General features: G+C 44.6%; 15 protein-coding genes. 12 read left to right on the plus strand and 3 right to left on the minus strand.

Annotation, left to right across the window (positions count from 1 at the left end):
* Positions 1 to 42 precede the first annotated feature (42 nt).
* The 10 genes from rcsF to SO_RS14720 all read left to right on the plus strand — a co-directional run bounded on the left by rcsF (position 43) and on the right by SO_RS14720 (position 9801).
* Positions 43 to 423 carry an Rcs stress response system protein RcsF gene (gene rcsF / locus SO_RS14675; protein ID WP_011073039.1) on the plus strand — a complete coding sequence of 127 codons (381 nt, stop codon included), beginning with the start codon at positions 43 to 45 and terminating at the stop codon, positions 421 to 423.
* Positions 424 to 523: 100 nt separating this feature from the next.
* Entirely contained in the window at positions 524 to 1258 is a 735-nt protein-coding gene (gene tsaA, locus SO_RS14680; RefSeq protein ID WP_011073040.1) for a tRNA (N6-threonylcarbamoyladenosine(37)-N6)-methyltransferase TrmO, read from the plus strand.
* Positions 1259 to 1888, plus strand: coding sequence for an acyltransferase (locus SO_RS14685; protein ID WP_011073041.1), 630 nt, complete (start codon positions 1259 to 1261; stop codon positions 1886 to 1888).
* Between the two features lie 27 nt (positions 1889 to 1915).
* Positions 1916 to 2059 carry a hypothetical protein gene (locus tag SO_RS14690; protein WP_164925738.1) on the plus strand — a complete coding sequence of 48 codons (144 nt, stop codon included), beginning with the start codon at positions 1916 to 1918 and terminating at the stop codon, positions 2057 to 2059.
* Between the two features lie 84 nt (positions 2060 to 2143).
* Positions 2144 to 3856: a proline--tRNA ligase gene (locus tag SO_RS14695; protein ID WP_011073042.1), complete on the plus strand. Its 1713-nt coding sequence runs from the start codon at positions 2144 to 2146 to the stop codon at positions 3854 to 3856.
* A 275-nt stretch (positions 3857 to 4131) separates the two neighbouring features.
* Complete coding sequence (locus SO_RS14700; protein ID WP_011073043.1) at positions 4132 to 5256, plus strand: patatin-like phospholipase family protein; 1125 nt, start codon at positions 4132 to 4134, stop codon at positions 5254 to 5256.
* A 268-nt stretch (positions 5257 to 5524) separates the two neighbouring features.
* Positions 5525 to 5767, plus strand: coding sequence for a hypothetical protein (locus tag SO_RS14705; RefSeq protein ID WP_011073044.1), 243 nt, complete (start codon positions 5525 to 5527; stop codon positions 5765 to 5767).
* Between the two features lie 149 nt (positions 5768 to 5916).
* The gene (locus SO_RS14710) at positions 5917 to 6627 is read left to right on the plus strand and encodes a YjbF family lipoprotein (protein ID WP_011073045.1); all 711 of its coding nucleotides are present in this window, start codon (positions 5917 to 5919) and stop codon (positions 6625 to 6627) included.
* A 10-nt stretch (positions 6628 to 6637) separates the two neighbouring features.
* Entirely contained in the window at positions 6638 to 7423 is a 786-nt protein-coding gene (locus SO_RS14715; protein ID WP_011073046.1) for a capsule biosynthesis GfcC family protein, read from the plus strand.
* Complete coding sequence (locus tag SO_RS14720; protein ID WP_011073047.1) at positions 7423 to 9801, plus strand: YjbH domain-containing protein; 2379 nt, start codon at positions 7423 to 7425, stop codon at positions 9799 to 9801. The genes SO_RS14715 and SO_RS14720 overlap by 1 nt, the downstream gene beginning before the upstream one ends.
* Before the next feature lie 19 nt (positions 9802 to 9820).
* Here the strand turns inward: SO_RS14720 and rfbC are convergent, their stop codons facing one another.
* The 3 genes from rfbC to SO_RS14735 all read right to left on the minus strand — a co-directional run bounded on the left by rfbC (position 9821) and on the right by SO_RS14735 (position 12095).
* Positions 9821 to 10360 carry a dTDP-4-dehydrorhamnose 3,5-epimerase gene (gene rfbC, locus SO_RS14725; RefSeq protein WP_011073048.1) on the minus strand — a complete coding sequence of 180 codons (540 nt, stop codon included), beginning with the start codon at positions 10358 to 10360 and terminating at the stop codon, positions 9821 to 9823.
* A complete protein-coding gene (locus SO_RS14730; protein WP_238560489.1) occupies positions 10347 to 10541 on the minus strand; it encodes a hypothetical protein in 195 nt (64 codons plus the stop codon). The genes rfbC and SO_RS14730 overlap by 14 nt, the downstream gene beginning before the upstream one ends.
* 192 nt (positions 10542 to 10733) lie before the next feature.
* A complete protein-coding gene (locus SO_RS14735) occupies positions 10734 to 12095 on the minus strand; it encodes a sensor histidine kinase (RefSeq protein WP_011073049.1) in 1362 nt (453 codons plus the stop codon).
* A 216-nt stretch (positions 12096 to 12311) separates the two neighbouring features.
* On the opposite strand from SO_RS14735, the gene SO_RS14740 reads away from it, so the two are divergent.
* Both SO_RS14740 and SO_RS14745 read left to right on the plus strand, forming a co-directional pair.
* Positions 12312 to 12758 carry a copper resistance protein NlpE gene (locus SO_RS14740; protein WP_164925739.1) on the plus strand — a complete coding sequence of 149 codons (447 nt, stop codon included), beginning with the start codon at positions 12312 to 12314 and terminating at the stop codon, positions 12756 to 12758.
* Between the two features lie 293 nt (positions 12759 to 13051).
* Entirely contained in the window at positions 13052 to 13819 is a 768-nt protein-coding gene (locus SO_RS14745; protein WP_011073051.1) for a HutD/Ves family protein, read from the plus strand.
* Positions 13820 to 13836: the final 17 nt, after the last annotated feature.

Consider the following 13836-nt stretch of genomic DNA (forward strand, 5'->3'; position numbering starts at 1 on the left):
CCATAGGACTGCGCCTCTTTCCCCTAAATCTCAGGTCAAACCATGAAAATCATCCTCTCAAGTGCATTAGTGTTACTGCTTAGCGCCTGTGTCAGCGACTACAGTTTTAATAGCAATTTAGACGGCGAGGCGATTAATGACTATTTCAAAGCGGGCGATGTCACACTGTTTGAAGGTGATAGTTTGCCTAAAGGCCACTATGAATTAAAAGGCCTAGTGCAAGGTGAATCCTGCCAAGCCGATGTGAATGGTGTACCAGCATCCTTAAGCGAAGCGAGAACAGAAGCCCGCCGTGCTGCGGCAGACAAAGGTGCCAACGGCATTATCATCAAACAATGCGTGTTAATGGAAGAAGCTGCACAAGGTTGCATCAGCCGCGCGTTATGCGTCGGCCAAGCGATTAAAATGGCCTCTGCCGATTAGTGTAAAGTGTGTATACTGCGCGCCTTTAATGATTAGCGCGTATCTAACAACCTAAACAATCTGAGTTTGGGTTGTTTTGCCGTTCTTTAGGTGTTTTTGCATGACATTTACCAACCAAATTACCGCAGTGGCAACCTGCCGCACGCCCTATAAACAAAAATTTGGCATTCCGAGACAGCCAGGTTTGGTGAAAGCACGCGGTTATGTTGAGCTGGAAGGCCATGTTAATCATCTCGATGCTGTGCGCGGTATCGAGCAATATTCCCACCTTTGGTTGCTGTTTTGTTTCCATGAAAATCTCGCCCAAGGCTGGAAAACCACGGTTCGCCCGCCGCGCTTAGGCGGCAATGAAAAACTCGGCGTATTCGCCACTCGTTCCACTTTTCGTCCTAATGGCATTGGCCAATCCGTGGTCAAACTCCATGGGGTGGTGCAACGCAAAGGCAAAGTGTGTCTTGAGATTTCAGGCATGGATCTCGTTGATGGCACACCGATTATCGATATTAAGCCCTATATCCCCTTTTCAGATTCGATTGAAGGTGCCGTTGGCGGCATGGCCCAAGAGGCCCCGAAACTGATTAGCGTTGAGTTCAGTGACCTTGCCGATGAACAAATAAACACCTACAGCAAACAAGAAGCCTATACGGATTTAGCCGTGCTTATCTGTGGCGTACTTGGGCAAGATCCGCGTCCGGCGTACAAAAAAGCCAAGGATGACCCCAAGTTATATCAAGTGGCTTTGTATGATTTAGATATCTTTTGGCGGATGGCGGTCGATGGGGATGATCGGGAATACATTCAAGTGCTCGAACTCAAACCGGGGAAATGCGGTTAAATGCACACGCCAATCACAACCGCTTTGCCAGATTATCAAAGCCAACACAAAAAGCGTCTGTCTTGGATGCCTTGGCTGTATTTCTCGTTAAAAGAAAAACATTTAACCTGGGCCAAACCTTGGCAAAATGAAGTGCAAACCAACCTTTGCGCCCTCGAAACCGTCACCATTGGTGATAATTGTTTTATCGCCCCCGAGGCACAATTATTTGCCGAGCCAAACCGCGATATCAACATCGGCAATCACTGTATGATTGCTGCTGACTGTTTTTTACATGGCCCCATCACCCTTGGTAATGAAGTCGCCATCAATCATGGCTGCTCCCTCGATGGCGGTCGAGTGGGGATCCAGATTGGCGATCAAACCCGCATTGCAAACCATGTGACCATCTATGCCTTTAATCATGGCATGGCGCCCGACACCCCAATTTACCAACAAGCCTCCCATTCTAAAGGGATCGTGATTGGTAAAGATGTGTGGATTGGCGCCCAGGCAGGGATAGTCGATGGCGTCACCATTGGCGACCATGCGGTGATTGGCATGGGCTGTATCGTCACTAAAGATGTCCCCGCATGGGCCATCGTCGCTGGTAATCCTGCACGAGTGATTGGCGATAGGCGAGATAAGTAAGCAGAAACGAGAATCTAGATACGAGTAATGACGCAGTCACGCTCTAACAGCACAGCACTCTTCCTTCCGTTATCCGTTATCCGTTATCCGTTATCCGTTATCCGTTATCCGTTATCCGTTATCCGTTATCCGTTATCCAGCATCAAAAAATGCTATTTGTCTCCCAGCTAGTTGAATTTAACCTAAATCCATAGGTGACATCATCAAAGCAGGTGATAAAATGGCGCCCATTCAACTCAAATTTGGACATCGGTAATGCGCGTTAGCAAATACCTACTTTCTACTCAAAAAGAAACACCTGCAAATGCAGAAGTCATCAGCCATCAATTAATGCTACGTGCGGGCATGATCCGTCGTAACGCTTCGGGTCTATACAGCTATCTGCCCTCGGGCCTGCGAGTATTGCGTAAAGTCGAGGCCATTGTTCGTGAAGAAATGAACAAAGCGGGCGCGATTGAAATTCTAATGCCTATGGTGCAACCGGCTGATTTGTGGGTAGAAACGGGTCGCTGGGATAAGTTTGGCCCTGAGTTACTGCGCTTTAAAGACCGCCATAACCGTGACTTCGTTCTGGGACCGACCCACGAAGAAGTGATCACCGACTTAATCCGTAAAGAAGTCAGCTCTTACAAACAATTACCGCTGAATCTTTATCAAATTCAAACCAAATTCCGCGACGAAGTTCGCCCACGCTTTGGCGTTATGCGTTCACGCGAATTCCTGATGAAAGATGCGTATTCTTTCCATCTGGACATGGACACCCTGAATGAAACCTATGAGGCCATGTACCAGGCCTATAGCAACATTCTGTCACGTATGGGTTTAGCCTTCCGTCCAGTATTAGCCGATACCGGTTCTATCGGTGGCAGCATGTCACACGAATTCCACGTACTGGCTCAAAGCGGTGAAGACTTAATCGCCTACTCTACGGGTAGCGACTATGCCGCTAACATTGAGAAAGCAGAATCACCAATGCCGACCGAAACACGCGGCGCGGCGACTAAAGAATTACGTTTAGTCGATACCCCCAATGCAAAAACGATTGCCGAGTTAGTTGAGCAATTCGGTTTGGATATCACTAAGACTGTGAAAACCTTAATCGTTAAAGGTGCGACGGAAGAAGCACCACTGGTTGCGCTGATTGTTCGTGGCGACCATGAACTAAACGAAATCAAGGCAGACAAATTAGATTTAGTGGCATCACCACTTGAATTCGCCCCAGAAGCCCTTATTCGTGACGCCATTGGTGCAGGCCCTGGTTCATTAGGTCCTGTTGGCCTGAATATGCCGATCATTATCGACCACAGTGTTAGCGTGATGAGCGATTTTGCTGCCGGCGCCAACGTGGACGATAAACATTATTTTGGCATTAACTGGGAACGCGATCTGCCACTGGCGCAAGCTGCCGATATCCGTAACGTGGTTGAAGGTGAGCCAACGCCTGATGGTTTAGGTACTTATGCTATGGCTCGTGGTATCGAAGTGGGTCATATCTTCCAACTCGGCACTAACTACTCTAAATCCATGAACGCGACTGTTCTTGACGAGAACGGTAAATCACAAGTGCTGCTGATGGGTTGTTACGGTGTTGGCGTGAGCCGTATCGTGGCTGCTGCGATTGAGCAAAACTTTGATGACCGCGGCATTGTATGGCCAGAAGCGATTGCCCCATTTAGCGTTGGCATTCTGCCAATGAATATGCACAAGTCGCACCGCGTCACCGATATCGCCGAGCAGTTATACAAAGACTTAAGCGCTGCGGGTATTGATGTGCTACTGGACGATCGTAAAGAGCGCCCTGGCGTGATGTTCGCCGATATGGAGCTGATTGGTATTCCTCACACTGTGGTGATTGGTGATCGCAATATCGACGCTGGCGTATTCGAATACAAAAACCGCCGCACCGGTGAGAAGCAAGACGTACCATTCGACCAAATCGTCGATTTTTTAAAGAATCTGCAAGCTTAAGCACTGTCTTTTGCGCTGAATGCGCATTCAGCCAGTTTGAGCTAATGGCTAGCCATTAACCTCTAAAAACATAAACGCACTTAAGTCCGACTTAAGTGCGTTTTTTGTGTCTATCTTCTCAAGTAATCATTTAAGTTTGACGCTTCAGCCTATCACCAGCGATTCGCTTTTCTACCAGCACTAAATAAACTTCATTCAACTAACTGCTCCGACTTGCTTTTTTAGAGTAGTGATTGCTTTAATAAACTCATAATAACAATTCAAGAGTCTGAAGATTGCCAACATCAACAGCTTTAGTCCTCGGTGGCGGTGGCGCACGAGCCGCCTATCAAGTGGGAGTGCTTAAAGCACTAGTCCAGCTTTATCCGCGCAACCATGGCATCCCCTTTAAAATCATTTGTGGTACCTCAGCAGGCGCGATTAATGGCACGTCAATTGCCACCCATGCGTCATGTTTTCATTTGGGAGTCAAAAAGCTCGAGTGGGTATGGCGCCATTTTGAAACCAGAAAAGTTTACCGAGCTTCCCTTCCTGGCGTGTTAAAGCACCTATCAAAAATGGCACTAAAAGGTCTACAGGATGATAAGGTCAATACCGACGCTGGCAGCCTGCTCGATAATGAGCCTTTACGGCATTTATTGAATGAGCTTATTGATTTTAAAAGAATTGATCGCAATATCCGCAACGGAGCATTAACCGCTCTCAGTGTAGATACATCCTGTTATAACAATTCACGCTCGGTGACGTTTTTTCAAGCAGCAAGAGATATTGAAAACTGGACTCGCGCCAGACGCAGTGGCGAACGGCGCATGTTAAATACCGAGCACTTATTAGCAAGCTCAGCCATCCCCATGGTATTTCCATCCATTAAACTTAATCAAGCCTACTATGGCGATGGTTCAGTCCACCAGCTTGCGCCACTCTCAAGCCCTATTCACTTAGGCGCCACTAAGTTATTAGTGATAAATTTGGATAGTCCCCATAAGCATTATCCGATGGAGTTAGAATTTCATCCCAAAACGGCCACGATTGCGGGCCATCTGCTGGATACGATTTTTTCCGATACCCTAAATAGTGACTTAGAACGCTTGGAGCGAATAAATCACACGCTTTCCCTTATCCCTGAAGCAAGCCGAGCTCAATTAGCATTGCATCCGATAAAAACCTTAGTGATAAAACCCAGTGAAGATTTAAGCAAAATTGCCGCTCGCTTCTATGATGATATGCCTTGGGCAATTAAAACCTTACTGGGATTTTTGGGTATCGATAGGCAGTCTGACTCCAGTATTGTGTCTTATCTCTTGTTTGAAAAGTCCTACACCAGTGCACTGATCGATTTAGGTTATAAAGACGGCATGGCACAACTGAATGAGCTAAAAGCATTTTTCAATTTAACCTAATGCGATGGCTCACAATAAAAAGGCTTACTAAAATCAAATTGATGCCTGAGTCTTGCCATGCTATAAAATAACCGATGACATAATTCCTTAACCAAGATGTGCGAAACTCATTCAAAATTAAGGATTATTCAGTAGCAGCTAAACTGTAAATCAGTCTAAAGTCTGAATGGCGGAATAGATTTAACATTGATCATTTAAGTTGAATCACCTATCATGCTGTACTAGATTAGCTAAAAATTAGGTTAATTTTTTCTAAAAGGGAATCACGATGAAAAAAACTTCATTAGCACTTATCGCTGCTATGTCAATGTTAGGTTCAGTTGCTGCTAACGCTAACACAACAGGTACAACTACTGGTGGTGCGGGTGCGGGTGGCGCAACTGGTGGTATCGTTGCTGGTGCTATCGGCGCTGGTGCAGTTGCTGCTGGTGTTTTAGTAGCGGCTAACAGTTCTGATGGTAGCCCAGCAGCGACTGGTACAGGTACTGGCACAACTACTGGCACTAAGTAATCTGTTAGTGAGTACATCTAAATGACCGCCTTATGGGCGGTTGTTTTTTTTGAGCTTTTTACGAGTGAAAGCCTGCTCAATCTAGCTTGAAATCACTTCGACATATATCTACATTGGTTATCTACCATTATTGAGAATAAGCAACTCGGATGCGTATATATAAAAGACTTTTTCCCTTTATCGCTGCTTCGGCAGTATGTCTGAGCCTTTCGGGCTGTAGCCAACGCATAAGCGCATTAAACGATACGGTTAAACTCGCCTTTTGGGGGAATGAAGATATAGTGCTCTCACCTGAGCAAGTATCAGCTAATCCTTATGCGAGTATCTATGTAAAAATTGAAGATACGGCCCAGGCATTTGTGGTATTAGCCTTTGCAGAGCCTAAAATCAGCCTATCTTCAGTAAAAAACTCGCCCGAAGAACTCGAGCTTAAATGGTTATCAGCAGATAAAGGCATGTTAGTGACAGTTAACGGCCGCCTAGTCAAAACCCATAATCTGCTCACAGGTAATTTAGCGGCAGTAGAAAGTGATGAGCCAGATCCACTGTTATTAGGATTGCACTTAAGCTCCACCCCAAAAACGTGGACTCGAATGCTCGATTGGCAACCCGGTTATCATTATAGTTACAAAGTAAAATCAGAGTTTAAACTGATTAGCGACGACAATATTCTAATTAATGGCACTCCCACACAAGCTTTGCATTTTAGTGAAAGCGTCTCTGTGGATGCTCTCAATATTCAATACCAAAATGAGTTTTGGCTAGATCCACAAACTGGCAGTGTTATTAAGAGTCATCAAAAAATTGCGCCTAATCTGCCATTTATTGATATCACCTTACTTAAGCCTTTTGCTGCTTAGTGGAGCCATTATGAGATCTTATTTTACCCCATTGGCACTGCTAGTAGGTTCACTGTTTTTGCCCACCGTAGAAGCCAATACCCAGCTTTCTGTCAGTACCTCAGCGTCTAACACGCCGCAGCTACAAATTACCTATCCGACTGCGATTCGAGTAGGGCAAGCGGTCCAGGATGGGTTAACCCAGCTTCCTTTTTATAATCAAACGATAAAAAATGAGGCGGTTTCAATTTATTGGCTAGGAGCAGCCCTATTAGATACAAAAAATACCGCTGTGTTAGAAGTCACTCGCCAGCAAGTATTGCAACAATTAGCTGACATGGGAGAGCAGGTCGATAATAGTCAATATATTGCTAAACTTGCAAAATTTGCCCAATTTTTACGTAACATCAAACTAGGCCAGCGAGTTAACCAGCCATTAGACCTCGATTTAATTCGGATTACCGATGCTTATAATCCGGTTATTGATGGTGATTTTTTACTGGTGCTACCGCCTCGACCTACTACAGTTTCAGTCGTTGGCGCAGTCGCGCAAACGGGTGAGCAAACATGGCTATCCCAGGCAAGCAGTAAAGATTACATAAACCAAGCGGGTTTACTCGATAATGCCGAAAATAGCTTTGTGTGGATTATTCAACCCGATGGCAATGCGATAAAACAGCCTATCGCCTATTGGAATCATCAAGCTCAAGATATCGCCCCTGGTGCAATACTCTTTGTGGAGTTTACGGCACTGTTTGATGACCATACCGAATTAAATAACAATATTATTGAATTACTCAAAAATCGGGCTCTGTAATGAAAAAGTCAACTCCCACTTTGCATGCATTCGGGCGTTTATCTGCGCTGTCATTAGCATTGCTACCTTTATTACATGTTAACGCCGATGAATTTTCTTATCCCACACTCTTACCTTCACAGTCAGATTTCGGTGGCGTTGGTCTCATGCAAATGCCAACGGGCCGTATGGCGCCCGAAGGTGAATTTAACTTTGCCACCACTTATAACGATGACTATCAGCACTTTAGTGCTTCGGTACAGTTATTTCCGTGGTTTGAGACCACCATTCGCTATACCCAAGTACAAGATTTGCTTTATAGCGATGACCCAAGCTTTAGCGGTAACTCTAAATACACAGACAAAGGCATTGATTTTAAGGTTCGTCTACTCGAAGAAAGCAATTGGCTACCCGAAACCTCCATTGGGGTACGGGACTTTGGCGGCACAGGTTTATTTGATGGCGAATTTATTGCCGCGACGAAACGAGTTGGCCCACTGGATTTTACCCTCGGCATTGGCTGGGGTTATATTGGCAATAGCGGTAATCTTACCTCGGATAAAAAAGATCTTAATTACAACTGTGACAGAGATACCTCTTTTGGTGGTTCGGGTGGCACCGTTGATTACCAGCGCTGGTTTAAGGGCTGCGCCGCCCTCTTTGGCGGCGTTGAATATCAAACCCCTTGGGAACCGTTACGCTTGAAAGTCGAATATGACGGTAACGACTATCAATCCGACTACCCTGTTATTCGTGGCGAAAGCACTATGCCACAGGACAGTAAATTTAACTACGGACTGCTCTATCGGTTTGGTGATTGGGGCGATCTGCATTTAAGTTATGAGCGTGGTAATACTTGGACGCTCGGCTTTAGTCTGCAAACCAATTTTAATACCCTATCGCAGATTAAAACCGATCCTGCTGCCACTAAATATAAGCCGCTTCCAGCTGCGCCATTAACACCTACACAAACAGAATCCTCCACGCCGGTAAACATACCAACAGTCGCACAAGTGACTGTTAGTGCTGATACTTCCGAAACGCATAAATCAGAAGTTCAAAATGCAGAAGTAGCAAATCTAGAACCTGTAAACGCATCCAATCAGGCTGTTACGAATACCCAAGTAGATTGGAACAAGGTCACTCATGACTTACAAACTATCGCAGGTTATGCAAACGCCAAAATTTATCTGGCTCATGACAGCATTACCGTAGTAGGTGAACAAACGACATTCCGCGATAGAAATGAAGCGCATCAAAGAGCAGCCACTATCCTTGCTAATAACACTGATGCAACTCATATCAAAGAGTATCGGCTAATTGAAACCCGTTATAACCAGCCGATAACCGAAACTCTAATCGATACACAAAAGTTTGCCCAAATTGCAAGCTATAGTTATCTCAATGCCAAAATAACTGACGCCAGTGTTGTAAGAGTTCCCAGCTTACCTCAGGGACAACTGGTCAATAGTACTGATAAGGATTGGCTGGATAAGCTTAGTTTTGATGTTTCGCCGACCATGGCCCAATCCTTTGGTGGTTCCGAAGGTTTTTATATGTTCAACATTGGGGTGACAGGCAGTGCAAATTATCGCTTTACCGATAATTTTGATTTTTCAGGTTCCCTTTATCTGAATCTTTACGATAACTACGATAAGTTTTTATACGATGTGCCACCCGATGGAACAGACTTAAAACGTGTTCGTACACTTATCCGTCAATATGTTCATGAAAATCCAGTAAGGGTGAATAGCCTACAACTAACTTGGATGGATAATTTAACCGATAATATCTCCTACCAAGCCTATGGTGGCTATCTAGAAATGATGTATGGCGGTGTGGGGACAGAGTTCCTCTACCGACCACTTAATAGCCAATGGGCTTTTGGTATTGATGTGAATTATGTTAAGCAGCGCGATCCCGATAGCGTGTTTGGCTTCTTTGAAGATGAGCATCAATATGATCCAATTACAAACAGCAACTACAGAGTACAGACAGGTACAGTCACAGGTAATGCGACTTTCTACTATCAACCCGACTGGTTCCCCAATACTTTATTAAGGGTAAGTGCAGGCCAATATTTGACTGAAGATAAAGGTGTAACAGTTGATTTCTCCAAACAATTCGATAGCGGCGTAATTGTTGGCGCCTTTGCGACTAAGACTAACCTTTCTGCGGAGGAATATGGTGAAGGCAGCTTTACCAAGGGCTTCTACATCTCTATCCCATTTGATTTAATGACCGTAAAATCAACCCATAGCCGAGCGACGATCAGTTGGATGCCACTCACCCGCGATGGTGGCCAAATGGTCGGCCGTAAATATTATCTCTTTGATAATACTGATGCTCGCTCACCTTGGTTCACTCGTCTCAGCACTCAAACTAAGTCAGTAAAATAACCAATGCCGCCGTTAGCGTTTAGGCGCTAACGGCGTTTGCATCCCTTGCGGAAAGAATGGGTGTTTCATTTAACAGCGGCCAGTCAATTGCAAACTGCACACTATTCCAAGGCAACACATATTCATCATTCGGCGCATAATAATCGCTGCAGCGATACAGCACATCAGCGTATTCACTCAACACATAAAACCCATGGGCAAATCCTGGCGGGATCCACATTTGTAAATGGTTATCAGCAGAAAGAATCCTGCCAACCCATTTTCCATAGGTCGCAGATTGCGGCCGAATATCGACGGCAACATCAAAAATACTGCCGGCACATACGCGGACCAATTTGCCCTGCGGATGCCGGAGTTGATAATGCAATCCACGCAACACATGCTGCTGCGAGCGACTGTAGTTATCTTGTACTAACGCAGGGGCTTCAAATCCGCGACTCAGCAAGCACTCAGTAAAATACGCTTGCCGAAAGGTTTCCATAAAAAAACCACGCTCATCGCCAAATACCTTAGGTTCAAAGATAAGTACTTCAGCCAGCTCGGTTTCAATGCACTTCATTAAACACCTGTTTATTTAATAAGCCTAAAAGATACTCACCATAACCAATTTTGAGTAAAGGTTGAGCTAAGACAGAAAACTGCGGGGCATTAATCCAACCACAATGGAATACCACTTCCTCAGAGAAATTCACTTTCAAGCCCTGTAGTTTCTCAATAGCGGCAATAAATGACCTTACCAACCATCAAATCCAGCATTCAAAATGCCTTTTATCATTGATATATCGAGGATTTGTGAATTGAATCAAGGCGCAGATTGTAGCATATAAATGCAAGCTAAGCGCAGCGCGGCCAATGGCTTACGAGAAAAAGCAGAATGTCGCTATGCGACTTCTAGGTGCTAGAGCAAGCTTGCGAGCTTTCTAAATTCTGGTTTATTGCTCCGGAAGTTGTATATCGATTGTTACGCCTTGATTAGGCTGGGAAGTCAGCAGAATGCTGCCATGGAGCTTTTGAGTCACCAGATTATAAATAATCGACATCCCTAGGCCTGTGCCGCCATCTTTACGTGCAGTGGTAAAAAAAGGTTCAAAGGCTTTAATTTTGACCTCATCTGTCATGCCAACACCATTATCTTGATATTGCATGCAAATGTTCGAGCCTTGTTTTTCGACTCGGATAGTGATTTTTTTATCACCCGTAAAATGCTCAGGAAAACCATGCCGAAAGCTATTGGCAACCAGATTGGTAAAAATTTGCGCAATCGCGCCTGGGTAAGACTCGATAAAAATCTGCTCATCAAGCTCGACGGTCAATGCGATATTCTTTTTACGCATTAATGGCCTTAATGAACTAAAAATCTGGAAAAGATAAGCCTTTAAATTAAATCGTTCACGCTCAAGAACCGATTGATCCGCCGCCGTGCGCTTAAAGTTATGGACTAACTCCGCTGCCCGCGTCAAATTTCGCTCTATCAGTCCTAAACCATCTTGCATGGTATTAATAAAGGTTAAGAATTTATCTTCATCTAGTTCATTTTGTTCAAATGCAGCTTTTAACAAGGCGACTTCATCTAAGCAATGGGTTACTGACGTTACGGCAATCCCCAAAGGCGTGTTGACCTCATGGGCCACCCCAGCCACTAAACTTCCTAACGCCGCCATTTTCTCATTCTCAATCAAATGATGTTGTGTCGAACGTAAATCCGATAATGCGGTTTCCAGTTCTTGGGTTCTTAATTCAACTTGCGCCTCCAAGTCCGCATTAATGGCTTTTAATTGCTGCTGATAATCTAAAATTTCCTTTGCACTCATTGCTCGACCAAATAAATCAGCCAATGCAGAGGCAAAGGCTTTTTCATCGCGAGTCCATTCCCTCGGATCTCCTTGATGTTCAGAACAGATAATGCCCACCATCATGCCGCGATGACGTATGGGGCTATCTAACATCGAGGTAATGCCATGAGGCACTAAGTAAGTCTTTACAAACTCATGGGTCGCACGATCGGTTTGGGCCTGATTAGCCACTATCGCCCTTTCATTATCTAATAAGCTGAAATAATGGGGATATTGCTCACGCGTTAAGATAAAAGCTTCCTGTCTTTGCATATTATCAAGCAGGTAAAAGCAACACATACTTTGATGATCGTCAGCCCATAACCAAATACCGGCACGGCTGATTTTTAAGCCTTGGCACACAGAAGCAACTATCAGTTGTGATGTTTCAATTAAATCGCCACCATCAATAATGGATGAACGACTTACATCAAATAAAATCCTATCTAACATGCGCGTCATAACGATGCTATTCCCCGCCAAGCTTTGGGATCAGACAATTACCTTAGCAACACATTCTTAAGTAATAGCCTGAAGTAATAGTCTTTAGTATAGATACAATCTGCAAACTGACTAGGGGGATGACTAAACAGCTCGCAACAGGATAAATAAGTTTGGAGCCAGCGATGATGGCGGGTATTATCCCTAAGGTTAATAAATCAGAGGTTTGAGATGAACATGAAACGTCCACTCTTTACTATCGCCTTGGTGGCAATCTTGACTACCGCTTGTAACGATCCCCAAAATGCACCAAGCCAAGGCGCCACAGCAAATGCAGAAACTCAAACAACCATCCCCCTTGGTGATACCAGTCAAAATGCTCTCGATTGGCCTGGCGTGTATGAAGGTGTTTTACCCTGTGCGAGCTGCGAAGGTATTCAAACCACGCTAACACTACAGGCAGATAACAGCTTTGAATTAAAAAGCATTTATTTGGGTAAAGATGAAAGTATCTTCAAGGTGGCAGGAAAATTTGACTGGGATAGTAACGGCTCAAAAATCACCTTATCCGATGGCAGCAAATATCTCGTCGGTGAAAACCAGCTATTGATGCTTGATACAGAAGGCAACAGAATTACTGGCGGACTAGCTGAGCATTATATCTTGAAAAAGAAAGGCATGTAGAAGAGAAAGCCCACGTGACAGAGAGAAGCTGAACACTTTGCTGTTAGAACACGGAACGTTCGCAAGCCCACTCACCGAACGCTCCGCTTACAGATAATGGTAAAAGAAATATGATTCGCTTATCATCAGGGCAAAGTCCATTCCGTAAACAGAGAGTCACGCAGTGACGTTCCGTAGCCGCAAATTGGCGTCCGTAGATGCTAGAATACTGCGATTCTAGATTCTAGAGCAAGCTTATCAGCGTCCTAGCTTCGCGCATCGGCTATCCTCAAAATGAAAAGAGCAACCAACACATGAGCGCCAATATCCAGATTATCCGCTATCAAGAATGCGAATCGAGCTTATGGAAAAATGGCGGCGGCAGCACTAAACAACTGTTAATATCGCCAAAGGATGCTGACCTAACTAACTTTGATTATAGGATTAGCATTGCCACCATTTCGAGCGATGGCCCCTTCTCACCATTTCCCGGCATAGATAGGCAGCTGTGTATATTAGAAGGTGCAGGCGTAAAACTTAAGATGATGTCTGATGATTTGGCTGAGCCAAATCAATTAATCCTTCGCCCCAATGAGCCGGCATTTTGTTTTAGCGGCGAGACTCAGATCGAAAGCAAACTCTTAGATAAGCAAATTATCGACTTTAATGTAATGACTAAACGCGGCAAGTACCGCGCGTATATTGAGCGGCTTGAGTTGAATGGCTCGTTAAACCCTGAGTCTAGTGAAACCAGCCATATTGACGATGCTCATCAAACACCAAATGTACACAATAACGAGTTGCAACAGTGGTTATTGTGCCTTGAACCGCTGAACTTAGTTTACCAAGGCCAAATTATTCAACTTAAGCGTTATGATATGGTGCAATGCCTACGAGGCCAGAATTTAAAAGCGCAGCCGTCAGAAATGCAGCGATTAGAAGAAGTTGAAACTTCCGATGCAACCTCTTCAGACGCTGAACTACCAATACTTAAGCACACACATATAGAAAACCCGTCCCTACTATACCATAAACAATGTCAGGTACTGCGTATCGTTATAGAATGCACTAAAAAGTTCTAGATTAGAGCCACACAGTG

The sequence above is a fragment of the Shewanella oneidensis MR-1 genome (assembly GCF_000146165.2).
In the GTDB taxonomy this organism is placed as follows: domain Bacteria; phylum Pseudomonadota; class Gammaproteobacteria; order Enterobacterales; family Shewanellaceae; genus Shewanella; species Shewanella oneidensis.